Origin of the sequence: Bacillus sp. FSL M8-0071, from assembly GCF_037975455.1 — a bacterium.
Taxonomy (GTDB): domain Bacteria; phylum Bacillota; class Bacilli; order Bacillales; family Bacillaceae; genus Bacillus; species Bacillus subtilis.
The window spans coordinates 1569823-1595722 of sequence record NZ_CP150256.1; the positions used below are offsets into that span (position 1 = coordinate 1569823).

The following is a 25900-nucleotide window of genomic DNA, read 5'->3' on the forward strand; positions in this document are numbered from 1 at the left end:
AACAATTTCAATTCATCCTGATAAAAGGTGGGACCAACACAATATGTTTCAACACAAGACAGTACTTCTTCGTGAAACCGTAGACGGACTTAATATTAAACCAGACGGTACATATGTAGACTGCACACTCGGCGGAGCTGGGCATAGTACATACTTATTGCAGCAGTTATCCGAGAAGGGGCGTTTAATCGCTTTTGACCAAGATGATACGGCATTACAGCATGCTAAAGAAGTGTTGTCCGATTATAAAGGACAGCTCATTCTGATTAAAAGCAATTTCAGGTATTTAAAAGAATGTTTGAATGAACAAGGCATTACAGAAGTAGACGGTATTTTATTTGATTTAGGGGTGTCCTCTCCGCAGCTGGATACACCGGAGCGCGGATTCAGTTACCATCATGACGCACCGTTGGACATGAGGATGGACCAGTCGGCTACGCTTACGGCGAAAGAAGTCGTTAATGAGTGGCGCTATGAGGATCTCGTCCGTATTTTCTTTAAATACGGAGAAGAGAAGTTCAGTAAACAGATCGCCAGAAAAATTGAGGAGGCAAGAATGAAGTCTCCTATTCAAACTACGGGCCAACTGGTCGATCTAATAAAAGACGCGATTCCCGCTCCAGCGAGAAGGAGCGGCGGACATCCCGCTAAACGCGTGTTTCAGGCAATCAGAATTGCCGTAAACGATGAACTTAGGGTGTTTGAAGAAGCTTTGGAGCAGGCAATTGAGGTTCTGAAGCCAGGGGGCAGGGTATCAGTCATTACCTTCCACTCGCTAGAAGACAGAATTTGCAAAACCACTTTTAAAGAAAAGTCGTCGCTTCCGGAACTTCCTCCGGGACTTCCTGTTATACCGGAAGAGTTTGAACCGGAGCTGAAGCTCATCACACGAAAACCGATTACGGCATCTCAAGAAGAGCTTGAAGAGAACAACCGGGCTCGTTCTGCCAAGCTTCGGATTGCTGAAAAAAGAAAATAACGAAACGCGAACGCAAAATTAAAAGGAGGTCATCAGCCTATGAGCAATTTAGCTTACCAACCAGAGAAACAGCAGCGGCATGCGATCAGTCCTGAGAAAAAAGTGATTGTCAAGAAAAGGGCTTCCATTACTCTCGGAGAAAAAGTGCTTCTTGTCCTCTTTGCGGCGGCGGTGCTCAGCGTATCGCTTTTGATCGTATCGAAGGCGTATGCGGCATATCAAACCAATATTGAGGTGCAAAAGCTTGAGGAGCAAATTTCATCCGAAAATAAGCAAATTGGTGACCTCGAAAAAAGCGTTGCTGATTTAAGCAAACCGCAGCGCATTATGGACATTGCGAAAAAGAACGGCTTGAATTTAAAAGATAAAAAAGTGAAAAACATACAGGAATGATTCAAATGCCAAAAAAGAATAAATTTATGAATAGAGGAGCAGCGATTCTAAGTATTTGTTTCGCTCTCTTTTTCTTTGTCATCCTGGGGAGAATGGCATATATTCAAATAACCGGAAAAGCGAATGGCGAAGTGCTTGCGACAAAAGCGACAGAGCAGCATGAAAAGAAACGGACCATCGAAGCGAGCCGCGGCTCGATTTTAGACCGAAAAGGAAAAGTCATTGCAGAGGACACAGCGACGTATAAACTGATTGCGATTCTCGATAAAAAAATGACCACTGATGTCAAGCATCCTCAGCATGTTGTAAACAAAGAAAAAACGGCAGAAGCATTGTCTAAAGTGATAAACTTGGACAAGGCCGACATCCTTGATATCTTAAATAAGGAGAATGCAAAACAAGTCGAGTTTGGCTCAGCTGGCCGGGATATTACGTATTCACAAAAGCAAAAAATTGAAAAGCTGAAACTCCCGGGCATTTCATTTTTGCGGGATACAAAACGCTACTATCCAAATGGTATTTTCGCATCCAATTTAATCGGCTATGCCGAGGTTGATCAAGACACAAATGAAATTTCCGGCGCGATGGGGTTAGAAAAAGTGCTGGATAAGTATTTGAAGGAGCGGGACGGATATGTGACATATGAAAGCGACAAATCCGGCTGGGAGCTCCCGAACAGCAAAAATAAAATTACAGCGCCAAAAAATGGTGACAATGTATATTTAACCATTGACCAGAAAATTCAAACCTTTTTGGAAGACAGCATGACAAAAGTGGCGCAAAAGTATAATCCGAAAAAAATTATGGCCGCAGTTGTCGATCCGAAAACGGGCAAAGTCCTTGCCATGGGACAGCGCCCAAGCTTTGATCCGAACAAGCGCGATGTGACAAACTACTATAATGATTTGATTTCATATGCGTATGAACCCGGGTCCACGATGAAGATCTTTACACTCGCTGCTGCGATGCAGGAAAACGTGTTTAATGCGAACGAAAAATATAAATCAGGGACATTTGAAGTTGGCGGAGCACCTGTTAAGGATCACAATAACGGTGTAGGCTGGGGTCCGACAACATATCATGACGGCGTCCTAAGGTCGTCGAATGTCGCTTTTGCGAAACTGGCGAAAGAAAAGCTGGGATATGACCGCCTCAATCAATATTTGCACAAATTCAATTTTTACCAGAAAACAGGTATTGATTTGCCTGGAGAAGTCTCCAGCAAAATCAACTTTAAATATGAATTTGATAAGGCGTCAACTGCATATGGCCAAGCGTCTGCGGTCACACCAATTCAGCAGATTCAGGCCGCAACGGCAATTGCAAATGACGGCAAAATGATGAAACCTTATGTCATTGACCATATCGTTGATCCCGATAAAGATAAAACCGTCTATCAAAATAAGCCGGAATCAGCCGGAACTCCAATTTCTGCAAGCACAGCGAAAAAGGTGCGGGATATATTGGGAGAAGTCGTTACATCGAAGATCGGAACAGGACAAGCTTATAAAATCGAAGGTTTTGATGTTGCCGGGAAAACAGGTACTGCACAAATAGCCGGTAAAGGCGGATATTTAGACGGAACAGATAACTATATTTTTTCGTTTATGGGTATGGCTCCAAAAGATGATCCTGAGCTTTTAATTTATGTTGCTGTACAGCAGCCGCAACTAAAAGCAGGACAAAGCAGTTCAGAACCAGTATCTGAAATCTTCAACCCAACAATGAAAAACAGCCTGCACTACCTGAACATTGAACCAACTGAAAAATCTGACTCAGATAAGGAAGAAACAAAAGCGCAGACAATGCCTGATTTAACAGATCAAACGGTAGCTGCTGCTCAAAAGAAAGCAAAAGAGGAGAATCTCACACCAATTGTCATCGGCAGTGATGTCGCTGTAAAAGAACAGTATCCGAAAGCGGATGAGGAAGTTCTCACCAATCAAAAGGTCTTCCTGAAAACGGGCGGCAAAATCAAAATGCCTGATATGACAGGCTGGTCGAGAAGAGAGGTTCTGCAGTACGGCGAGCTCGCGGGAATTCATATTGAAGTAAGCGGACAAGGCTACGCTGTCAGCCAAAGTGTTAAGAAAGACAAAGAAATCAAAGACAAAACCGTAATCAAGGTTAAGTTTAAAAATCCTGATTAAAAAGAAAGCCTGCGTTATGCAGGCTTTCTTTTTTTATGCCTTCAGAGGAGCATCGTTCTACCTGTCCAATTTCAGGCATAAAATGAAACAAGCCTAAATAAGGAGTGAACGGTCTCTTGCGCGTCTCGAATGTAACGGTTAGAAAACGTTTATTATTTGTTTTGCTTTTTGGCGTGATCGTGTTTCTGATCATTGATACAAGGCTGGGGTATGTTCAGTTTGTGATGGGCGAAAAACTGACTTCGCTGGCGAAAGATTCCTGGAGCCGGAACTTGCCGTTTGAGCCGGAGAGAGGCGAGATTCTGGATCGGAACGGTGTGAAGCTCGCAACAAATAAAAGTGCGCCGACCGTATTCGTCGTGCCGCGCCAAGTTCAGAATCCAATGAAAACGAGCAAGCAGCTTGCGGCGGTGCTCAATATGTCAGAAGAAAAAGTATATAAACATGTGACAAAAAAAGCGTCAATCGAAAAGATCACTCCTGAAGGGAGAAAAATTTCAAATGAGAAGGCGAAGGAAATTAAAGCGCTTGATTTAAAAGGTGTGTATGTTGCGGAGGACAGTATCCGTCATTACCCGTTCGGCAGCTTTTTATCTCATGTGCTTGGATTTGCAGGAATTGACAACCAAGGACTCCTTGGATTGGAAGCCTATTACGACGATGATTTAAAAGGGGAAAAAGGTTCTGTCAAGTTTTATACAGATGCCAAGGGTAAAAAAATGCCTGATGAAGCGGATGACTATACGCCGCCTAAGGATGGGCTTGATATGAAGCTGACGGTTGATTCAAAGGTTCAGACGATAATGGAAAGAGAGCTTGATAACACTGAGGCCAAATATCATCCGGACGGCATGATTGCCGTAGCCATGAATCCGAAAAACGGAGAAATTTTGGGGATGTCTAGCAGGCCTGACTTCGACCCTGCTGATTACCAATCTGTTGATCCGTCCGTCTACAATCGAAATCTGCCAGTATGGAGCACGTATGAACCGGGATCTACCTTTAAAATTATTACACTTGCAGCAGCCCTTGAAGAGCAAAAAGTAAATTTGAAACGGGATCAATTTTATGATAAAGGGCATGCTGAAGTGGACGGAGCGAGACTGCGGTGCTGGAAAAGAGGCGGGCACGGGCTGCAGACGTATCTGGAAGTTGTGCAGAACTCCTGCAACCCGGGGTTTGTTGAATTAGGCGAGCGCTTAGGAAAGAAAAAGCTTTTCAAATATATCAAAGACTTTGGTTTTGGACAAAAAACGGGGATTGATCTCCAAGGCGAGGGAACAGGCATCTTATTCCCGCTTGAGAGAGTGGGCCCGGTGGAGCAAGCAACTACGGCTTTCGGACAGGGAGTATCCGTCACGCCGATTCAGCAGGTTGCAGCAGTATCCGCCGCTGTAAACGGAGGAACGCTCTATACACCTTATATTGCAAAGGAATGGATCGATCCTGTTACGAAGAAAACGGTCAAAAAACAATCACCAATCGCAAAGAAACAAGTCATTTCTGAGGAAACATCCAAACAAATCCGCTATGCTCTAGAAAGCGTCGTCGCAGAAGGAACCGGCCGCAATGCATTTGTAGAAGGATATCGTGTCGGAGGAAAAACGGGAACTGCACAAAAGGTTAAAGATGGAAAATATCTTGAAAACAACCATATTGTATCATTTATCGGTTTCGCGCCAGCTGATGATCCGAGTCTAGTCGTCTACGTTGCGGTGGATAACCCGAAAGGCACGATTCAGTTTGGCGGAACGGTGGCAGCGCCTATTGTCGGAAATATTATGAGAGACAGTCTGCCGGAACTTGGTGTGAAGCCCCGGAAAAATCAAATCGAGAAAAAATACCAATGGAACGACACAAAAACAATAGAAGTTCCGAATGTTGTAGGGATGTCTGTCTCAGATCTTGAGTCACTATTGGTGAATCTCAATGTGGATGCTTCCGGGAAAGGGAGCAAAATCGTTAAACAATCGCCAGCTGCCGGAACGAAAGTAAAAGAAGGCTCAAAGATACGCGTGTATTTGACTGAAGAAGATGAAAAGGAGGCAGCCGATTGATTCGGGCTGCCTATTCTTTTATTGCAGAAAAAATGCTGATATCTTTCAAGATTAGCTGGATGTATCCTTTTATTTACGCTAAAATATGAACTGTATGCTTAAAATCATTACCACATCATTTGATGTGACTTCAATGATAAAAAGAACGAATTAGAATGTTGAGAGGTTTGATACGATGAAACTTACAAAGCTGCTTACATACTTAACAACCGAACCTTCTGTAAACGACTCACAAGACCCTGAAATAACTTCAATTGAGATGGACTCCAGGGAAGTAAAGAAAGGGAGTCTTTTTGTATGTGTAAAAGGGTATACGGTGGATGGCCACGATTTTGCGCAAAAAGCAGTAGAAAACGGTGCAGCGGCTATTGTGGCAGAAAGAGAGGTCGATGTGAATGTTCCTGTTATTATTGTCCGGCAGTCACTTCGCGCGCTCAGCGTTTTGTCTGATGCGTTTTACGGACAGCCGACGAAGAAGCTTCAGCTGATTGGGATAACAGGGACAAACGGCAAAACATCAACGACCCACATGGTCGATGAGATTCTGAAAAAAGCGGGAAAACGCACAGGCTTGATCGGTACAATGTACATGAAAATCGGAGACGAAACACTTCCTGTTAAAAACACGACTCCGGAAAGCGTCACGCTGCAGAAAACGTTTAAGAAAATGAATGACAAGCATGTTGACACTGCAATCATGGAGGTTTCTTCCCACGCTTTGTCTTTAGGACGCGTCCATGGCTGTGATTATGATATTGCCGTGTTTACGAATTTAACACAGGACCATCTGGACTATCATAAAACGATGGATGAGTACCGGCATGCAAAAAGCTTGCTCTTTTCCCAACTTGGCGGGGCTTTCAACCATGAACATCCAAAGCGTGCCGTCCTGAATGCTGACGATGAGGCGAGCGCTTATTTTGAAAAGGTAACAGCTGCGCATATCTCTACATACGGAATTAAAAACGATGCTGATGTGATGGCGAAGAACATCAGTATCACTGCACAGGGCACAAGCTTTGATCTCGTGACAAACAAAGGCACGAAGCACATCACGATGTCTCTCGTCGGACAATTTAATGTGTATAACGTGCTGGCCGCTGTTGCGACATGTATTGCAGCAGGCATACCGTTTGAAATCATCACTGAAGCTGTTGAAGAATTGCATGGTGTAAGAGGACGTTTTGAATTGGTCAATCAGCAGCAGGAGTTTCCAGTCATTGTAGACTACGCGCACACACCGGACAGCCTTGAAAATGTGCTGGAGACATGCAGAGACATGACGGAAGGAAAGCTATTTGTCGTTGTCGGCTGCGGAGGAGACAGAGATAAGACGAAGCGCCCGAAAATGGCTAAAATTGCTGTGGAGCTGGCTGACGAGCCGATTTTCACGTCAGATAACCCGAGAAGCGAAGATCCTCGCGCGATTTTAAGAGATATGGAAGCCGGAGTAGAGAACGCATACTATCACAGTATTGCAAACCGCGAGCAGGCGATCTTTTTCGCAATTGCCAATGCCAAAAAAGGCGACGTTGTCCTCATTGCCGGAAAAGGACATGAAACCTATCAGCAGATCGGAAATGAAACTTTCGATTTTGATGATGCTGAAGTAGCGGCGAGAGCCATTGTTGAACTCAATAAGAATAAGACGAATTCATAGGAAAGAGATGTTACTAAATAATGGAGCTTGAAAAGATTTTTCATATGGAAAAAAATCATGAATATGATAACTACGTATGTCGTTTGAAAGAAACAGGAGGAGAAAAGGACAATGCTTGAGCAAGTCATTCTGTTTACAATTTTAATGGGGTTTTTAATTAGTGTTCTGCTCTCTCCGATTCTTATTCCGTTTTTAAGAAGATTAAAATTCGGCCAGAGTATTAGAGAAGAAGGACCGAAATCACATCAGAAAAAATCAGGGACACCGACAATGGGCGGGGTCATGATCATACTTTCTATCATAGTGACAACAATTGTTATGACACAGAAGTTTTCAGAAATAAGCCCCGAAATGGTGCTGCTTCTGTTTGTTACGCTAGGCTACGGTTTGCTTGGCTTTTTAGATGATTACATCAAGGTTGTCATGAAGCGCAATCTTGGATTGACATCAAAGCAAAAGCTGATCGGACAAATTATTATTGCGGTTGTATTTTACGCCGTGTATCATTACTACAATTTTGCGACGGATATTCGCATTCCTGGAACTGACTTATCATTTGATCTTGGCTGGGCTTACTTTATTCTTGTGCTCTTTATGCTAGTCGGCGGATCAAACGCAGTTAACCTGACTGACGGCCTTGACGGGTTATTATCCGGTACTGCGGCGATTGCCTTTGGCGCCTTTGCCATTCTGGCATGGAATCAGTCTCAATATGACGTAGCGATTTTCTCAGTTGCCGTTGTCGGTGCAGTTCTGGGCTTCCTTGTATTTAATGCTCATCCGGCCAAAGTTTTTATGGGAGATACGGGATCGCTTGCATTGGGAGGAGCCATCGTTACCATTGCCATTTTAACGAAATTAGAGATCCTGCTGGTTATCATCGGCGGTGTATTCGTTATCGAGACATTATCCGTTATTTTGCAGGTCATCAGCTTTAAAACGACAGGTAAACGAATCTTTAAAATGAGTCCGCTTCATCACCATTATGAGCTTGTCGGCTGGTCTGAATGGAGAGTAGTCGTGACGTTTTGGGCTGCGGGACTTTTGCTTGCCGTTTTAGGAATTTACATCGAGGTGTGGTTATAAGTGGAAAATGATCAATTTTTACAGAAACAGCATTTTTTAATCCTTGGGCTTGCGAAAAGCGGATATGCGGCGGCCTCCATTCTTCATGAAAAAGGCATTTATGTTGCAGTCAATGATCAAAAGCCTTTTGAAGAAAATGAACCGGCACAAAAGCTTTCTGAAAAAGGAATCGAAGTTGTTTGCGGAGAGCATCCAGTTTCTCTGTTCGATCAGCATCAAATCACGATTCTGATCAAAAACCCGGGAATTCCTTATGAAAATATTATGGTTCAGGAAGCGGAGAAACGAGGCATTCCGGTTTGGACGGAAATTGAGCTCGCTTACTACCTGACCAGCGCCAAGTTTATTGGGATTACCGGATCGAACGGTAAAACGACCACGACAACGCTAATTTACGAAATGCTCAAAGCTGGCTCGCAAAAAGCACTGATTGCCGGAAACATCGGCACAGTCGCAAGTGAGGTTGCCTATCATGCTGATGGAGATGAATGGATCGTTACTGAACTGTCTTCGTTTCAGCTGATGGGAACACACGCTTTCAGACCGGAAATCAGCCTGATTTTAAATGTATTTGACGCCCATCTGGATTATCACCATACGCGCGAAAACTATGAAAAAGCGAAACAGAAAGTGTACCTTCATCAGACTGCTTCAGATAAAGCTATTGTCAACCAGGATGATGAAACCGTCGTGCGTCTTGCTGAAGCCGGAAAAGCCGAAATCGTCCCATTTTCAGTCAGCAAAACGCTTGAACAGGGCGCATATGTAAAAGACAGTATGATTATGTTTAACGGCGAAGCCATTCTTCCTCTGGAAGAGGTTGTACTGCCCGGTGCTCATAACCTGGAGAACATTTTAGCAGCTATTGCAGTTGTGAAAACGGCAGGAGCATCCAATGAGGCGGTTAAAAAGGTGCTGACAAGCTTTACTGGTGTGAAGCACCGCCTCCAATATGTCACAACTGTGAATGGCCGCAAATTTTATAACGACAGTAAAGCAACAAACATTCTGGCGACAAGCAAGGCGCTTTCAGCTTTTGATAAGCCGGTCATTCTGCTTGCGGGCGGACTGGATCGCGGAAATGGTTTTGATGACTTGAAACCTTATATGAAGCATGTCAAAGCAGTGCTTACATTTGGCCAGACGGCGCCAAAACTCGAGAAACTCGGCAATGAACTGGGAATACAACATGTCAAACGTGTCGATAATGTTGAACAAGCAGTATCTGCGGCGTTTGCGCTCTCAAATGAAGGAGATGTCATCCTGCTGTCACCCGCGTGTGCGAGCTGGGATCAATTCAAAACATTTGAAGAACGCGGTGACATGTTTATAGATGCCGTGCATATGCTTAAGTAAGGGCTTGTCTTGAAGTAAATCGGCAGCCCTAATGACTTTAAGCTTGGGGTGTCGATTGCTTTGACTACTAAAAAAACATCGCCTGATTTGTTATTGGTCATCATTACGTTATTATTATTAACAATCGGATTAATTATGGTGTACAGTGCGAGTGCGGTATGGGCGGATTATAAATTTGACGACTCATTCTTTTTCGCGAAACGGCAGCTTTTGTTTGCGGGAATCGGCGTCATTGCTATGTTTTTTATCATGAATGTTGATTATTGGACTTGGAGGACATGGTCCAAATTGCTGATGGTTATCTGCTTTTTCCTTCTGGTGCTTGTTTTGATACCGGGCGTCGGAATGGTGCGGAACGGTTCAAGAAGCTGGATCGGAGTCGGAGCATTCAGCATACAGCCTTCAGAGTTTATGAAGCTTGCGATGATTGCATTCCTTGCTAAATTTCTCTCTGAAAAACAAAAAAACATCACATCGTTCAGACGGGGGTTCGTCCCTGCACTTGGCATCGTGTTTTCAGCATTTTTGATTATCATGTGCCAGCCTGACCTCGGAACGGGGACAGTTATGGTCGGAACTTGTATTGTCATGATTTTTGTAGCCGGCGCACGGATCGCCCATTTCGTCTTTCTCGGGCTGATCGGCCTCAGCGGATTTGTCGGGCTCGTACTATCGGCTCCATATCGGATAAAGCGGATTACCTCATACTTAAATCCATGGGAAGACCCGCTCGGAAGCGGATTTCAGATCATTCAATCGCTTTATGCAGTGGGGCCCGGCGGGTTGTTCGGAATGGGGCTCGGACAAAGCAGACAGAAGTTCTTTTATCTGCCTGAGCCGCAAACAGACTTTATTTTCGCCATCTTGTCAGAGGAGCTGGGCTTTATCGGGGGAACACTTATTTTGCTCCTCTTCAGCGTCCTGCTGTGGAGAGGAATCAGAATTGCGCTTGGTGCGCCTGATCTGTACGGAAGCTTTGTCGCAGTCGGCATTATTTCAATGATTGCCATTCAAGTCATGATCAATATCGGCGTAGTCACGGGCCTGATTCCTGTAACAGGCATCACGCTCCCGTTTCTGAGCTACGGAGGCTCTTCATTGACTCTAATGCTGATGGCAGTTGGTGTGCTGCTGAATGTAAGCCGCTACTCGAGGTATTAACGAATGTATTTCCAAGCCTCCTGTCTAACATGAAGCTTGGAAACAATTGATGCGATAACCCTGTCCAACAAAACAGGGTTATCGTTATGTTATAGAGAAACTTAGACTGGGGGAAAAGAAATGCGAATTGCAATAAGCGGAGGCGGTACAGGGGGACATATTTATCCTGCGCTTGCTTTTATTAAAGAAGTGCAAAGACGTCATCCTAATGTGGAATTTTTATATATCGGAACAGAAAACGGGCTGGAGAAAAAAATTGTTGAGCGGGAGAATATACCGTTTCGTTCAATTGAAATTACAGGATTTAAAAGAAAATTGTCATTTGAAAATGTCAAGACTGTGATGCGTTTTCTGAAGGGCGTCAAAAAGAGTAAATCGTATTTAGCGGAATTTAAGCCCGATGCCGTAATTGGAACGGGCGGTTATGTATGCGGGCCGGTTGTCTATGCCGCTGCGAAAATGGGAATTCCGACTATTGTCCATGAACAAAACAGCCTGCCGGGCATCACGAATAAGTTTCTTTCAAAATATGTTAATAAAGTAGCGATTTGTTTTGAAGAAGCGAAATCACATTTTCCTAGCGAGAAAGTTGTATTTACGGGAAACCCGAGAGCCTCTGAAGTCGTCTCAATAAAGACGGGACGATCAATGGCTGAATTTGGGCTTTCTGAAGACAAAAAAACGGTCTTAATTTTCGGCGGAAGCCGAGGCGCTGCACCGATTAACCGCGCTGTCATTGACATGCAGGATGCGCTGAAAACAAGAGACTATCAAGTGCTGTATATAACCGGTGAAGTTCACTATGAAAAAGTAATGAATGAGCTGAAAAGCAAGGGTGCCGCTGATAATATGGTCACAAAGCCGTTTCTTCATCAAATGCCTGAGTATTTAAAGGCCATTGATGTCATTGTGGCCAGAGCCGGTGCGACAACGATTGCCGAAATTACTGCTCTCGGAATCCCAAGTGTTCTGATCCCAAGTCCATATGTGACAGCGAATCACCAGGAGGTCAATGCGAGATCTCTTGGCCAGCATAATGCGGCGATTGTACTGAAAGAAACAGAGCTCAGCGGGGAGAAGCTGATTGAAGCGCTAGACCGGATTGTACTGAATGAGCAAACGTTAAAGGAAATGAGCGAACGAACAAAGTCACTCGGTGTTCCTGACGCGGCTGCCCGTTTATACAGCGTACTCGAGGAATTAAAAAAATAGTAGAAAAGCAAATGGAATGCGGAGGTTTACGATGGAGAAAGTGATACAGGAATTAAAAGAACGCGAAGTCGGCAAGGTTCTTGCAAATGAACCGCTCGCGAATCATACAACGATGAAAATCGGCGGACCTGCGGATGTATTGGTCATTCCAAGCAGTATAGATGCTGTTAAAGACATCATGGACGTGATTAAAAAATATGATGTGAAGTGGACAGTCATCGGCCGCGGATCAAATCTTCTTGTTTTAGATGAAGGAATTAGAGGCGTAGTGATCAAGCTGGGGGCGGGTCTTGACCATTTGGAGCTTGAAGGGGAACAAGTAACAGTCGGAGGCGGTTATTCAGTGGTCCGCCTTGCTACATCATTGAGCAAAAAAGGCCTGTCCGGTTTGGAATTTGCTGCCGGCATTCCAGGATCAGTCGGCGGAGCGGTTTATATGAATGCCGGCGCTCACGGTTCTGATATGAGCGAGATCCTCGTCAAAGCGCATATTTTGTTTGAAGACGGAACGATTGAGTGGCTGACAAATGAGCAGATGGATTTCAGCTACAGGACATCTGTACTGCAAAAGAAACGCCCGGGCGTTTGCCTTGAAGCTGTTTTGCAGCTGGAGCAGAAGGATAAGGAATCAATCGTTCAGCAAATGCAAAGCAATAAAGACTATAGAAAAAATACACAGCCGTATTCAAGCCCTTGTGCGGGAAGCATATTCAGAAATCCGCTTCCGAATCATGCCGGGAACCTTGTAGAAAAAGCAGGCTTGAAAGGATATCAAATCGGCGGTGCAAAGATATCGGAGATGCACGGAAACTTCATCGTCAATGCGGGAGGAGCATCAGCAAAAGATGTGCTTGATCTCATTGACCATGTGAAAAAGACAATCCGTGAAAAATACGAGATTGATATGCACACAGAGGTTGAAATCATCGGCGGAAATCGCTGATTCAAGTTCTGACTGAAGCTGTTCATATGATATACTGTAAGCAAACGACAAACGGCATCATAGTATGCCGTTTGTTTTGGAATAGACAGACTTTTAACAGCTGTTTCATTTGAATGAGGTGAACAGGCAATGAACCCGGGTCAAGACCGAGAAAAAATCGTTAACATTGAAGAGCGGATCCCTAAAATTAAAGAGCAGAGGAAACAAAAGGCAAACCGCCGTCTCATTTCATTTATTATGCTCTTTTTTATTATGGTGCTGATCATTGTGTACCTGCAAACACCAATCAGTAAAGTATCAACAATCTCTGTTACAGGGAATGAAAATGTATCAAAAAAGGAAATTATCGACCTTTCCGATATTAACAGCGGAGATACTGAGTTTTGGAGTTTGGACAAGCAAAAAACAGAAAAGAAGATTCAGCAAAATAAATTAGTGAAAAAAGCGGAGATCAGCAAATCGCTTCCTAATAAAATCAACATTGCAATCGAAGAATATAAAGCGATTGCTTATTTAGAAAAAGACGATGTGTACTATGAAGTGCTTGAAAACGGCTCAGTTCTGCCAAACGAAGTAACGCCGGATGATGCCGGACCGATTTTAGTGAATTGGACAAACGCGAAGAAGCGGTCTCAAATGGCCAAGCAGCTCGATGCGTTGTCAAATTCGTTAAAACAGTCGATTTCAGAAATTTATTATACGCCTGTAAAAATGGATGAAAACCGTATTAAGTTGTACATGAACGACGGTTATGTTGTCACTGCATCTATTAAAACGTTTGCAGACCGAATGAAGACGTATCCTTCTATCATCTCACAGCTAAGCAGCAATAAAAAAGGAATCATTCATTTAGAAGTTGCCACCTATTTTGAAGAGTTTGGAAAAAACGATAAAGCTGCTAAAAAGGAAGATGAAAATTGAGGGGCAAATCAGCAGTCCTTCTTTCCTTGATTATGCTTATCGCAGGCTTTTTGATTTCATTTTCTTTTCAAATGACAAAAGAAAACAACAAAAGCGCGGCTGAGACGGAAGAGTGGAAAAAAGAATATGCGCTGAGAGATGAACTTCTGAAACAAGAGAAAGAAAATAAGAAGCTTGAAAAAGAATTATATCAAAAGCAAAACAAAGTCCGCCAGGCGGAAAATAAGCTGAAGAAAGAGAAGACGGAATACTATAATGTCCTCGAAGATACAGAAAAATACAGGATGTATATTGGGGAAGTCGGTGTGCAGGGAGAAGGCGTTGAGGTAACATTGGAAGATGCATCATACATACCGGAAGGGGAGAATGTGAATAGTTACATCGTTCACGAAAGCCATATCTTCCAAGTAGTAAACGAACTGTATATCTCAGGAGCGGCGGCTGTCGCCGTTAATGGGCAGCGTTTGACGCATGATTCGTATATCAAATGCAATGGTCCTGTGGTAACGGTAGACGGGGTGCAGCATCCCGCTCCGTTTACGGTATCCGCTATTGGAGATCCAGATGTCCTGCTGCCCTCGTTAAATATCGCTGGAGGCCTAATTGATCAGCTGTCAATGGATCATATTTCTGTTTCGGCAGAAAAAGAGAAAAACGTACAAATGAAACCGATTCTGAAAACGAAGGAATGACTGAAAAAGCGGGTGAAATAGATTGAAAATAAAGCGTTCCTTCATAAGCATCAGTGTGCTTATGGTCATCTTCGGCCTGATGATATCTGTTCAGTTTAATTCGTTAAAGCACCCCAAAGTCCGGGATACAAGAGATATGTGGGATATTAGGGAAGAGCTGACATCAGAGCAGAAGAAGCAGGAAAAGCTGCTGTCTGAAATAAACAAATATGACAAACTTCTGAATAGCTATTCGCAAACGAAAGAAATGACAAAAGAAACCGCGCTAAATAATACCTTGCAATCCTTAAAAAAAACAGCCGGCATGACCGATATAACAGGTAGCGGAATTGTCATTACGATTTCCCCGCTTTTTTCTGAAAGCTTAACAGGAGAGCCGGTCGAAAATCCGCCTCCGGATTTGCTGAAAAAGCTGATTAATGAACTCAACTCATACGGTGCAGAGCATATCTCGATTAACGAGCGAAGAGTTGTGAATCATACAGTCATCAGAGATATAAACGGCACTACAAAAATAGACGGATACGCCCTTGACGATTATCCTTTAACAGTAAAAGTGCTTGCCAAAGATCCGGACATGTTACACAGCAGAGTGAAGGGGTCAGGCCTTGAGGATCTTTTTGCATCTGAAAATTTAGCATTAAAAGCCGGTAAATCTGAAAGCAAACTAACATTAAAAGCATATGACAGACCACTGGACGTACAACAGCTGAAACTGCTTAAAGACTGAAAAGGAGGAGAATTGTCATGTGGCTGCCCGTGTTGGGACTGGTGCTCGGAATAGCGATTGGACTAATGACAAACTTAACGATACCGAGTGAATACTCAAACTATTTATCGCTTGCGGTGCTTGCCGCACTTGATACATTAATCGGCGGAATCAGGGCGCATTTACAAGGTACATATGATGAAATGGTATTTGTTTCCGGTTTCTTTTTTAATATTATATTGGCAATAAGTTTAGCTTTTCTGGGAGTCCATCTTGGTGTAGACTTGTATTTAGCAGGTATATTCGCATTTGGAGTCAGATTATTTCAGAATATAGCCGTTATCAGAAGAAATCTACTAACAAAGTGGACTCTTTCTAAAAAAAATAAAAAAAATGTGATATAAAAGAGGATATACATAGGATATAACGAATATTTTCAATAAACATAAAATGTGAAAAGCACATAAAAATATTCTGTTGTTATTTTTTGTTACACACTTGTAAAGCCACATTCATTGTATTGTTGTTCCGCAAATAATAGAATAGAAATGATCGAAATGTGAGGAGGTGCCATAGAATGAACAACAATGAACTTTACGTCAGTCTTGACATCGGTACGTCCAATACAAAAGTGATCGTCGGAGAAATGACAGATGATTCCCTTAATATTATCGGTGTGGGAAATGTACCGTCTGAAGGGTTGAAAAAAGGCTCAATCGTTGATATAGATGAGACCGTTCATTCTATAAGAAAAGCGTTTGACCAAGCTGAAAGAATGGTAGGTTTTCCGCTTAGAAAAGCTATTGTCGGCGTTAATGGAAATTATATCAATATTCAAGATACAAACGGTGTTGTAGCAGTTTCCAGTGAAAATAAAGAAATTCAGGTTGAAGATGTACGCCGTGTCATGGAGGCGGCACAGGTTGTTTCAGTACCGCACGAACAGCTGATTGTTGACGTCATTCCTAAACAGTTTATCGTAGATGGAAGAGATGAAATCACCGACCCGAAAAAAATGCTGGGTGTGCGTTTAGAAGTAGAGGGCACCTTGATCACCGGTTCAAAAACAATCTTACATAACTTACTCCGCTGCGTTGAAAGAGCTGGTATTGAAATAACTGATATTTGCCTTCAGCCGCTGGCAGCCGGTTCTGCTGCATTATCAAAGGACGAGAAAAACCTTGGTGTGGCTCTCATTGATATAGGGGGAGGGTCAACAACCATTGCCGTATTCCAGAACGGACATCTCACTTCTACCCGTGTCATTCCTCTCGGAGGCGAAAATATCACCAAAGATATCTCCATCGGATTGAGAACGTCAACAGAAGAAGCAGAACGCGTGAAAAAGCAATTTGGACATGCCTACTATGACGAAGCCTCGGAAGATGAAATATTTGAGGTAACCGTTATAGGCACCAATCAAAAACAAACATTTACACAGCAAGAAGCAGCGAATATCATTGAAGCGAGAGTAGAAGAAATTCTTGAAATTGTTTCAGAAGAGCTTCGCAGTATGGGAATTACCGATCTGCCGGGAGGCTTCGTGCTGACAGGAGGACAAGCAGCTATGCCGGGTGTCATGTCTTTGGCACAGGATGTGCTGCAAAACAATGTCAGAGTGGCAAGCCCGAATTATATCGGTGTAAGAGATCCTCAATATATGACGGGAGTGGGCCTGATCCAATTCGCCTGCCGGAATGCAAGAATCCAAGGCAGAAAAATAGGCTTTAAGATGCCTGAAGAAGCGATACAGGAAATCGCAGTCTCATCATCTGAGGAACAAGAGCAGCATCATCACCAAAATGAGGTGCAGCAGCGGCCAAAAGGAAAACAAAAAACACAAGCCGAACATAATAAACAGAGCAAAATGAAAAAACTATTAAGCATGTTTTGGGAATAGATAGATAGTCATTCGGCAGATTAGGAGGATTTAGCATGTTGGAGTTCGAAACAAACATAGACGGCTTAGCATCAATTAAAGTAATCGGAGTAGGAGGCGGCGGTAACAACGCCGTTAACCGAATGATTGAAAATGAAGTGCAAGGAGTAGAGTATATCGCGGTAAACACGGACGCTCAAGCTCTTAACCTGTCAAAAGCAGAAGTGAAAATGCAAATCGGCGCAAAGCTGACTAGAGGATTGGGAGCAGGTGCGAATCCGGAAGTCGGGAAAAAAGCCGCTGAAGAAAGCAAAGAGCAGATTGAAGAAGCACTTAAAGGTGCTGACATGGTATTCGTGACAGCTGGTATGGGCGGCGGAACAGGAACAGGTGCCGCACCGGTTATCGCACAAATCGCGAAAGACTTAGGCGCATTAACTGTCGGCGTTGTGACAAGACCGTTTACCTTCGAAGGACGCAAAAGACAGCTTCAGGCTGCAGGCGGAATCTCGGCAATGAAAGAAGCGGTGGATACACTGATCGTGATCCCGAACGACCGTATCCTTGAAATTGTTGATAAAAACACACCGATGCTTGAAGCATTCCGTGAAGCGGATAACGTACTTCGCCAAGGGGTTCAAGGTATTTCTGACTTGATTGCTACACCTGGTCTTATCAACCTTGACTTTGCTGATGTGAAAACAATCATGTCAAACAAAGGATCTGCTTTGATGGGTATCGGTATTGCTACTGGGGAAAATCGCGCGGCAGAGGCAGCAAAAAAAGCAATTTCCAGCCCGCTTCTTGAAGCGGCCATTGACGGTGCGCAAGGCGTCCTCATGAACATCACTGGAGGAACAAACCTCAGCCTATATGAGGTTCAAGAAGCAGCAGACATTGTCGCTTCGGCGTCTGATCAAGACGTAAACATGATTTTCGGTTCTGTTATTAATGAAAATCTAAAAGATGAGATTGTGGTGACAGTGATTGCAACCGGCTTTATCGAACAAGAGAAGGACGTGACGAAGCCTCAGCGTCCAAGCTTAAATCAAAGCATCAAAACACACAATCAAAGTGTTCCGAAGCGTGAGCAAAAACGTGAGGAGCCTCAGCAGCAGAACACAGTAAGCCGTCATACTTCACAGCCGGCTGATGATACGCTTGACATCCCGACATTCTTAAGAAACCGTAATAAACGCGGCTAATGTAAAGGACAAAATCGTTTTCGATTTTGTCCTTTTTTGTTTTTCTCTTCACACTTTCCTTCTTATAAAGTCTTTTTCCCTATTGCTTCCTTCGCTTAGTAACAAAACAGATAATTAGACCTATTTATTTTCGTGACATTTTTATCATTTTCATATATATGGAAATCGAATGACATGAAACGACAATATCTGTAATTCAGATTGTCTACAGTTAATATACAGCGATGTTCTGACAAACCATTCATTATTAAAAGGAGGGACGACACTTTTTTTAAAAAGCATGTTGAAAAAGGGGGATGAAAATGAAGAAAAAAACGAAAAACAGACTCATCAGCTCTGTTTTAAGTACAGTTGTCATCAGTTCACTGCTGTTTCCGGGATCAGCCGGGGCAAGCAGTAAAGTCACCTCACCTTCTGTTAAAAAGGAGCTTCAATCTGCGGAATCCATTCAAAACAAGATTTCGAGTTCATTAAAGAAAAGCTTTAAAAAGAAAGAAAAAACGACTTTTCTGATTAAATTTAAAGATCAGGCTAACACAGAAAAAGCGGCAAAAGCGGCTGTTAAAAAAGCGAAATCGAAGAAGCTGTCTGCCGCTAAGGCGGAATATCAAAAGCGTTCTGCTGTTGTGTCAGCTTTAAAAGTCACAGCCGATGAATCCCAGCAAGATGTCCTAAAATACTTGAACACCCAGAAAGATAAAGGAAATGCAGACCAAATTCATTCTTATTATGTGGTGAACGGGATTGCTGTTCATGCCTCAAAAGAGGTTATGGAAAAAGTGGCGCAGTTTCCCGAAGTGGAAAAGGTGCTTCCTAATGAGAAACGGCAGCTTTTTAAGTCATCCTCCCCATTTAATATGAAAAAAGCACAGAAAGCTGTTAAAGCAACTGACGGTGTGGAATGGAATGTAGACCAAATCGAAGCTCCAAAAGCTTGGGCACTTGGATATGATGGAACTGGCACGGTTGTTGCGTCCATTGATACCGGGGTGGAATGGAATCATCCGGCATTAAAAGAGAAATATCGCGGATATAATCCGGAAAATCCTAATGAGCCTGAAAATGAAATGAACTGGTATGATGCCGTAGCAGGCGAGGCAAGCCCTTATGATGATTTGGCTCATGGAACCCATGTGACAGGCACGATGGTGGGCTCTGAACCTGATGGAACAAATCAAATCGGTGTAGCGCCTGGCGCAAAATGGATTGCTGTTAAAGCGTTCTCTGAAGATGGCGGCACTGATGCTGACATTTTGGAAGCTGGTGAATGGGTTTTAGCACCAAAGGACGCGGAAGGAAATCCCCACCCGGAAATGGCTCCTGATGTTGTCAATAACTCATGGGGAGGGGGTTCTGGACTTGATGAATGGTACAGAGACATGGTCAATGCCTGGCGTGCGGCCGATATTTTCCCAGAGTTTTCAGCGGGGAATACGGATCTCTTTATTCCCGGCGGGCCTGGTTCTATCGCAAATCCGGCAAACTATCCAGAATCGTTTGCAACTGGAGCGACTGATATCAATAAAAAGCTCGCTGACTTTTCTCTTCAAGGGCCATCTCCATATGATGAGATAAAGCCGGAAATATCTGCACCGGGCGTTAATATTCGTTCATCCGTTCCTGGTCAGACATATGAGGATGGTTGGGACGGCACATCAATGGCAGGGCCGCATGTATCCGCTGTTGCTGCACTGCTGAAACAGGCGAATGCCTCACTTTCTGTTGATGAGATGGAGGATATATTAACCAGCACGGCTGAACCGCTCACGGATTCAACATTTCCTGATTCACCGAATAACGGATATGGCCATGGTCTGGTGAATGCTTTTGATGCTGTATCCGCTGTTACAGATGGTTTAGGCAAAGCGGAAGGACAAGTTTCTGTAGAGGGGGATGACCAAGAGCCTCCTGTCTATCAGCATGAGAAAGTAACTGAAGCTTATGAAGGTGGTAGCCTGCCACTGACTTTGACAGCTGAAGACAATGTGAGTGTGACATCTGTAAAGCTGTCCTACAAGCTTGATCAAGGTGAATGGACAGAAATAACGGCTAAACGAATCAGCGGTGATCATCTAAAAGGAACGTATCAGGCAGAGATCCCAGATATAAAAGGAACTAAACTAAGCTATAAGTGGATGATTCACGATTTTGGCGGTCATGTCGTTTCGTCTGACGTATACGATGTAACAGTGAAACCAAGCATCACGGCGGGATATAAGCAGGACTTTGAAACTGCACCCGGCGGCTGGGTTGCGAGCGGAACAAATAATAACTGGGAATGGGGAGTTCCGTCAACTGGCCCAAATACAGCAGCATCCGGAGAAAAAGTATATGGAACGAATTTGACAGGAAATTATGCCAACTCAGCAAACATGAACCTTGTTATGCCTCCTATTAAAGCACCTGATTCAGGAAGTCTGTTCCTTCAATTTAAAAGCTGGCACAATTTAGAGGATGATTTTGATTACGGCTACGTTTTTGTTCTTCCGGAAGGTGAAAAGAATTGGGAGCAGGCTGGTGTCTATAACGGAAAGACATCAAGCTGGACGGACGAAGAAATTGATTTATCGGCTTATAAAGGCCAAAACATTCAAGTGATGTTTAACCTTCAATCTGATGAAAGCATTGCAAAAGAGGGCTGGTATATTGATGATGTAGTGCTTTCTGACAAATCAGCCGGAAAAACAGTCAAAAAGAATAAGCTGGGCGTCGAAAAGCCGTCTGGAAAGCAAAAGAAAAAGCCAGTAAATCCGAAAAAGGCTAAGCCATCTGCAAACACAGCGGTAAAACATCAGAACAAGGCTATACAGCCTCAAGTTTTGCCGCTCAGGGCACAAGTCAGTGTAGTGGAAACAGGAAAATCAACATATTCAGATCAATCCACAGGGCAGTACACGCTGAAGCACAAAGCGGGAGACTATACGCTTATGGCAGAAGCATATGGTTATCAGTCGAAAACACAAAAAGTATCTTTAAAGACGGATCAGACGACACAAGCTAATTTTACGTTAGAAGAGATGAAGAAGGGCACATTAAAAGGCACGGTCATCAATAAAACGACAGGAGAGCCGGTAACAGGCGCTTCCGTTTATGTTGTAGAGGATGCTGCTGTGGAACCGGCTATGACAAACGACAAAGGTGAATATACGCTGGAGGCCTATGAAGGCGCTTATACGATTAAAGTCGCTGCACCGGGTTATTACAGTGATGAATTTTCCGTTGAGTTAAAAGGTGATGTTACAAAAGAAACTGCATTGAAGCCTTTCGTCGGTTATCCGGGTGAAATTGCATATGATGACGGAACAGCGGAGAATGCCAATTCCTATTTTGCTGCCGGTAACGGATGGGCGGTAAAAATGACGCTCGCTGACGGCAAGGACAAAGGCATGCTTACAGGAGGGCTGTTTAGATTCTGGGATACAGAGTTCCCAGATCCGGGCGGCACAGAGTTTAAGGTTGAGGTATACGATGCCACAGGAAAAGACGGAGCACCGGGCAAGAAAATTGCCGGGCCATTTAACGCTGAAGCTCTTCGCAATGGCGAGTGGACTAAGGTAGATCTCAGTTCAAAAGGGATTATGGTCGATAAAGACTTTTATCTCGTATATATCCAGTCGAAACCTGACCCGTATTCACCTGGACTGGCAATGGATGAAACCGGCAAGAATTCCGGCCGCAACTGGCAGTATATAGGTGGACAATGGGAGCCGGGTGACAAAGCAGACGGCAACTATATGATTCGCGCATTAGTTGATTACGAAGCTGCTGTACCTGAGATTACTTCACCGACAGACAAATCATACACAAATAAGGATAGCGTCACTGTAAAAGGAAAAGCTTCTCCTGGTACAACGGTACACATTTATAATGGAGAGAAAGAGGCAGGAGAAACGAAAGCCGCTGCGGATGGCACGTTCCATGCAGGCATCACACTCAACAAGGGTGAAAATGAGCTGACGGCAACTGCATCAACTGACAACGGAACAACAGATGCCTCCAGCCCAATCACGGTCACGCTTGATCAAGAAAAGCCTGAGTTAACGCTGGACAATCCAAAGGATGGCGGGAAAACAAATAAAGAAACGCTGACTGTCAAAGGGGCTGTATCCGATGACAATCTGAAAGACGTCAAGGTGAATGGCAAAAAAGCAACAGTAGCTGATGGTTCATACTCAGCCCGTATTCTTTTGGAAAATGGAAGAAATGAAATCAAGGTGATTGCTACAGACTTGGCAGGCAACAAAACCACGAAAAAGACAGTCATTGATGTGAACTTTGACAAGCCTGTCATTTCCGGCTTAATTCCGGGAGAGGATAAAAACTTAAAAGTCGGTGAATCTGTGAAAATCGCTTTCTCAAGCGCTGAGGATTTGGATGCAACGTTTATCATTCGTATGCCGCTGACGAATGCAAGAGCGAGTGTGCAAAACGCCACCGAGCTCCCGTTAAGAGAAATTTCTCCGGGGAGATATGAAGGCTATTGGACAGCCACTTCTTCTATTAAAGCAAAAGGAGCAAAAGTAGAAGTGATCGTACGAGATGATTATGGAAATGAAACTAGAAAAACTGCGAATGGAAAACTTAATATCAACACAGAAAATTAAGTGGAAAAAAGCTGCCGTCATTGGCAGCTTTTTTATATCCTCTCATTACACTTCCTCGACAAATTAAGCAGATTTCCCTGAAAAATTGTATTTTCCTCTCAACATTAATTGACAGACTTTCCCACAGAGCTTGCTTTATACTTATGAAGCAAGCAGGGGAACAGCGTGAGGCAAGAAAGAAAGGAGTCAGATGTGAAAATCTATTTAGATGTCATTTGGCTGTTAAACTTTTGTTTTGATGCACTTTTGCTTTTGCTCACGGCATTTATTTTAAAAAGGCATGTAAAAAAAAGAAGACTGGTAGGCGGAGCGTTCATCGGTTCCAGTATTGTCCTTTTGATGTTTACTCCTTTTTCGCCGATTGTTGAACATCCGGCTGGGAAGCTAGCTTTTTCAGTTGTGATTGTGGTGGTGACATTTGGCTTTAAAAGATTTCGGTTTTTCTTTCAAAATTTGTTTTCCTTTTATTTTGCCACTTTTTTAATGGGGGGAGGAATTATAGGAGCCCATTCTTTGCTGCAGTCAAATTCTATTGTTCAAAACGGTGTCATGATTACCAATCAAACAGGGTTTGGAGACCCGATCAGCTGGTTGTTTATTGTTGGTGGCTTTCCAGCATTATGGTTTTTTTCTAAAAGAAGAATTGAAGATATTGAAACAAAAAACATTCAATATGAGGAACGAGTCAGCGTGCAGGCAGATTTGGGCAGCCAAACACTTCATGTCAGAGGCCTGATTGATTCCGGTAATCAGCTGTACGATCCTCTTACAAAAACACCGGTAATGATCATTTACATTGATAAATTGGAGCCGATTTTCGGAACAGCCGAAACGATGATCATTCGAAACACAGACCCATTGGAAGCCATCGAACAGCTCGATGATTCCTTTCGCTTTTTAGATAAAATGAGGTTGATTCCATACAGGGGAGTTGGTCAGCAAAATCAATTTTTATTATGCGTTAAACCGGATCACGTAACGATTATGACAAAAGAAGAAATGATTTCTGCAGATAAATGTTTAATCGGTATCAGCACAACAAAGCTGTCGGCAGATGGAGAGTTTGACGCGATTATTCATCCGAAAATGCTTTCGGGCAAGGCTGTAAAACACGTTTCATAATGTTCGCAAATGTCCGTTACTTATCATACTCAAATGGCGTGACATTTAGAAGGGAGAGGAAGATGAAAAAACTGAAATTACGGTTGACGCACCTCTGGTATAAGCTGCTGATGAAACTTGGGCTGAAAAGTGATGAAGTCTATTACATAGGCGGGAGTGAAGCCCTGCCGCCTCCATTATCTAAAGATGAGGAGCAGGTTTTGTTAATGAAGCTCCCAAACGGCGATCAGGCGGCGCGCGCCATTCTAATTGAACGCAATTTGCGTCTGGTCGTATATATCGCCCGTAAATTTGAAAATACGGGAATTAATATAGAGGATTTAATCAGCATCGGTACCATCGGTCTAATCAAAGCTGTGAATACATTCAATCCAGAAAAGAAAATCAAGCTTGCTACCTATGCCTCCCGGTGTATAGAAAATGAAATCCTGATGTATTTAAGAAGAAATAACAAAATCCGTTCAGAGGTTTCCTTTGATGAACCGCTTAATATTGATTGGGACGGCAATGAGCTTTTGCTTTCTGATGTGCTCGGCACTGACGATGACATCATCACTAAAGACATAGAAGCTAACGTCGATAAAAAGCTTTTGAAAAAAGCGCTTGAACAGCTTAATGAGAGAGAAAAGCAAATCATGGAGCTGCGGTTTGGGCTTGTCGGTGAAGAAGAAAAAACCCAAAAGGATGTAGCGGATATGATGGGGATTTCTCAGTCTTATATTTCGCGGCTTGAGAAAAGAATTATAAAAAGGTTGAGAAAAGAGTTCAACAAAATGGTGTAAAAAATTTTATGGTTAGAACCCCTTGATTTTACAGGGATTTCCTGATTTCGACAGTTTTTCGGTCTGAGTGCAGTGCATATTTTTCCCACCCAAGGAGATACTTAACGTTGTACAGCAGCTCCTGTAGGGAGGGAAAAAAGTGTCGAGAAATAAAGTCGAAATCTGCGGGGTGGATACCTCCAAATTACCAGTACTCAAGAATGAAGAGATGAGAAAGCTGTTTAGGCAGCTGCAGGATGAAGGCGATGATTCAGCAAGAGAAAAGCTTGTAAACGGGAACTTGCGTCTTGTCTTAAGTGTCATTCAACGATTTAATAACAGAGGGGAGTATGTTGATGACTTATTTCAAGTCGGCTGCATCGGACTAATGAAATCCATTGATAATTTTGACCTAAGCCACAATGTTAAGTTTTCAACATACGCTGTACCTATGATTATCGGAGAGATCCGCAGGTATTTACGCGATAATAACCCGATCCGTGTCTCAAGATCACTCCGGGACATCGCTTACAAGGCGCTTCAGGTAAGAGAGCGGTTAATCAGTGAGACAAGCAAGGAGCCGACTGCAGAAGACATCGCAAAAGTTCTTGAAGTACCGCATGAGGAAATTGTATTTGCGCTTGATGCCATCCAGGATCCGGTTTCTCTATTTGAACCGATCTATAACGACGGCGGAGACCCGATCTATGTGATGGACCAAATCAGTGATGAGCGTAACACAGATTCACAATGGATTGAAGAGCTGGCTTTAAAAGAGGGCATGAGAAGGCTGAATGATAGGGAAAAAATGATTTTGAGAAAGCGATTCTTCCAAGGGAAAACCCAAATGGAAGTCGCCGAGGAAATCGGAATTTCTCAGGCGCAGGTGTCCAGACTTGAAAAAGCGGCTATCAAACAAATGAATAAAAATATTCATCAATAATGAAAAGCCTTTAAAACGATGTTGTTTTAAAGGCTTTTCTATTGATTACGGATGGTTTACGTTTTGG

Annotated in this window: 20 protein-coding genes; all 20 read left to right on the forward strand. The window is 43.3% G+C overall.

Annotated features, from left to right (window positions below):
• Window positions 1-43: 43 nt before the first annotated feature.
• The 20 genes from rsmH to sigG all read left to right on the forward strand — a co-directional run bounded on the left by rsmH (window position 44) and on the right by sigG (window position 25833).
• Window positions 44-979 carry a 16S rRNA (cytosine(1402)-N(4))-methyltransferase RsmH gene (rsmH, locus tag MKX71_RS08185; RefSeq protein WP_015715844.1) on the forward strand — a complete coding sequence of 312 codons (936 nt, stop codon included), beginning with the start codon at window positions 44-46 and terminating at the stop codon, window positions 977-979.
• A gap of 39 nt (window positions 980-1018) precedes the next feature.
• Window positions 1019-1372 (forward strand): cell division protein FtsL, encoded by a 354-nt coding sequence (gene ftsL, locus MKX71_RS08190; RefSeq protein ID WP_003232200.1) that lies wholly within the window; start codon window positions 1019-1021, stop codon window positions 1370-1372.
• A complete protein-coding gene (gene pbpB / locus MKX71_RS08195; protein ID WP_144482473.1) occupies window positions 1369-3522 on the forward strand; it encodes a penicillin-binding protein 2B in 2154 nt (717 codons plus the stop codon). The genes ftsL and pbpB overlap by 4 nt, the downstream gene beginning before the upstream one ends.
• Before the next feature lie 116 nt (window positions 3523-3638).
• On the forward strand, window positions 3639-5579 hold the full coding sequence (locus MKX71_RS08200) for a stage V sporulation protein D (protein WP_339231945.1): 1941 nt from the start codon (window positions 3639-3641) through the stop codon (window positions 5577-5579).
• A gap of 175 nt (window positions 5580-5754) precedes the next feature.
• Window positions 5755-7239, forward strand: coding sequence for a UDP-N-acetylmuramoyl-L-alanyl-D-glutamate--2,6-diaminopimelate ligase (locus MKX71_RS08205; RefSeq protein ID WP_003245326.1), 1485 nt, complete (start codon window positions 5755-5757; stop codon window positions 7237-7239).
• 111 nt (window positions 7240-7350) lie between these two features.
• Window positions 7351-8325, forward strand: coding sequence for a phospho-N-acetylmuramoyl-pentapeptide-transferase (gene mraY / locus MKX71_RS08210; protein ID WP_003232192.1), 975 nt, complete (start codon window positions 7351-7353; stop codon window positions 8323-8325).
• A complete protein-coding gene (gene murD, locus MKX71_RS08215) occupies window positions 8326-9681 on the forward strand; it encodes a UDP-N-acetylmuramoyl-L-alanine--D-glutamate ligase (RefSeq protein WP_029726512.1) in 1356 nt (451 codons plus the stop codon).
• 60 nt (window positions 9682-9741) lie between these two features.
• Window positions 9742-10842 carry a stage V sporulation protein E gene (gene spoVE / locus MKX71_RS08220; RefSeq protein ID WP_003244810.1) on the forward strand — a complete coding sequence of 367 codons (1101 nt, stop codon included), beginning with the start codon at window positions 9742-9744 and terminating at the stop codon, window positions 10840-10842.
• A 120-nt stretch (window positions 10843-10962) separates the two neighbouring features.
• Window positions 10963-12054, forward strand: coding sequence for an undecaprenyldiphospho-muramoylpentapeptide beta-N-acetylglucosaminyltransferase (murG, locus tag MKX71_RS08225; RefSeq protein WP_033883840.1), 1092 nt, complete (start codon window positions 10963-10965; stop codon window positions 12052-12054).
• Window positions 12055-12085: 31 nt separating this feature from the next.
• Complete coding sequence (murB, locus tag MKX71_RS08230) at window positions 12086-12997, forward strand: UDP-N-acetylmuramate dehydrogenase (protein WP_033883842.1); 912 nt, start codon at window positions 12086-12088, stop codon at window positions 12995-12997.
• 129 nt (window positions 12998-13126) lie between these two features.
• Window positions 13127-13918, forward strand: a complete 792-nt coding sequence (gene divIB / locus MKX71_RS08235; protein ID WP_003232178.1) for a cell division protein DivIB — start codon at window positions 13127-13129, stop codon at window positions 13916-13918.
• The gene (locus tag MKX71_RS08240; protein ID WP_014476745.1) at window positions 13915-14610 is read left to right on the forward strand and encodes a DUF881 domain-containing protein; all 696 of its coding nucleotides are present in this window, start codon (window positions 13915-13917) and stop codon (window positions 14608-14610) included. The genes divIB and MKX71_RS08240 overlap by 4 nt, the downstream gene beginning before the upstream one ends.
• 22 nt (window positions 14611-14632) lie before the next feature.
• On the forward strand, window positions 14633-15340 hold the full coding sequence (locus MKX71_RS08245; protein ID WP_015252136.1) for a DUF881 domain-containing protein: 708 nt from the start codon (window positions 14633-14635) through the stop codon (window positions 15338-15340).
• A gap of 17 nt (window positions 15341-15357) precedes the next feature.
• On the forward strand, window positions 15358-15723 hold the full coding sequence (locus MKX71_RS08250; RefSeq protein ID WP_003238683.1) for a small basic family protein: 366 nt from the start codon (window positions 15358-15360) through the stop codon (window positions 15721-15723).
• 173 nt (window positions 15724-15896) lie between these two features.
• Complete coding sequence (gene ftsA / locus MKX71_RS08255; protein ID WP_003232169.1) at window positions 15897-17219, forward strand: cell division protein FtsA; 1323 nt, start codon at window positions 15897-15899, stop codon at window positions 17217-17219.
• 35 nt (window positions 17220-17254) lie between these two features.
• The gene (gene ftsZ / locus MKX71_RS08260) at window positions 17255-18403 is read left to right on the forward strand and encodes a cell division protein FtsZ (protein WP_021479331.1); all 1149 of its coding nucleotides are present in this window, start codon (window positions 17255-17257) and stop codon (window positions 18401-18403) included.
• A 302-nt stretch (window positions 18404-18705) separates the two neighbouring features.
• Entirely contained in the window at window positions 18706-23007 is a 4302-nt protein-coding gene (locus MKX71_RS08265; protein WP_339231947.1) for a bacillopeptidase F, read from the forward strand.
• A gap of 192 nt (window positions 23008-23199) precedes the next feature.
• On the forward strand, window positions 23200-24129 hold the full coding sequence (gene spoIIGA / locus MKX71_RS08270; RefSeq protein ID WP_003232163.1) for a sigma-E processing peptidase SpoIIGA: 930 nt from the start codon (window positions 23200-23202) through the stop codon (window positions 24127-24129).
• A gap of 62 nt (window positions 24130-24191) precedes the next feature.
• Window positions 24192-24911, forward strand: a complete 720-nt coding sequence (sigE, locus tag MKX71_RS08275) for an RNA polymerase sporulation sigma factor SigE (RefSeq protein WP_003221446.1) — start codon at window positions 24192-24194, stop codon at window positions 24909-24911.
• A gap of 139 nt (window positions 24912-25050) precedes the next feature.
• Window positions 25051-25833, forward strand: coding sequence for an RNA polymerase sporulation sigma factor SigG (sigG, locus tag MKX71_RS08280; protein WP_009967190.1), 783 nt, complete (start codon window positions 25051-25053; stop codon window positions 25831-25833).
• The last annotated feature ends 67 nt before the right edge of the window (window positions 25834-25900 follow it).

Coding starts and splice junctions, on each gene's coding strand:
- rsmH (WP_015715844.1), top strand. CDS start 44: ATGTTTCAACACAAGACAGTACTTCTTCGTGAAACCGTAGACGGACTT.
- ftsL (WP_003232200.1), top strand. CDS start 1,019: ATGAGCAATTTAGCTTACCAACCAGAGAAACAGCAGCGGCATGCGATC.
- pbpB (WP_144482473.1), top strand. CDS start 1,369: ATGATTCAAATGCCAAAAAAGAATAAATTTATGAATAGAGGAGCAGCG.
- MKX71_RS08205 (WP_003245326.1), top strand. CDS start 5,755: ATGAAACTTACAAAGCTGCTTACATACTTAACAACCGAACCTTCTGTA.
- mraY (WP_003232192.1), top strand. CDS start 7,351: ATGCTTGAGCAAGTCATTCTGTTTACAATTTTAATGGGGTTTTTAATT.
- murG (WP_033883840.1), top strand. CDS start 10,963: ATGCGAATTGCAATAAGCGGAGGCGGTACAGGGGGACATATTTATCCT.
- murB (WP_033883842.1), top strand. CDS start 12,086: ATGGAGAAAGTGATACAGGAATTAAAAGAACGCGAAGTCGGCAAGGTT.
- divIB (WP_003232178.1), top strand. CDS start 13,127: ATGAACCCGGGTCAAGACCGAGAAAAAATCGTTAACATTGAAGAGCGG.
- MKX71_RS08250 (WP_003238683.1), top strand. CDS start 15,358: ATGTGGCTGCCCGTGTTGGGACTGGTGCTCGGAATAGCGATTGGACTA.
- ftsA (WP_003232169.1), top strand. CDS start 15,897: ATGAACAACAATGAACTTTACGTCAGTCTTGACATCGGTACGTCCAAT.
- ftsZ (WP_021479331.1), top strand. CDS start 17,255: ATGTTGGAGTTCGAAACAAACATAGACGGCTTAGCATCAATTAAAGTA.
- MKX71_RS08265 (WP_339231947.1), top strand. CDS start 18,706: ATGAAGAAAAAAACGAAAAACAGACTCATCAGCTCTGTTTTAAGTACA.
- sigE (WP_003221446.1), top strand. CDS start 24,192: ATGAAAAAACTGAAATTACGGTTGACGCACCTCTGGTATAAGCTGCTG.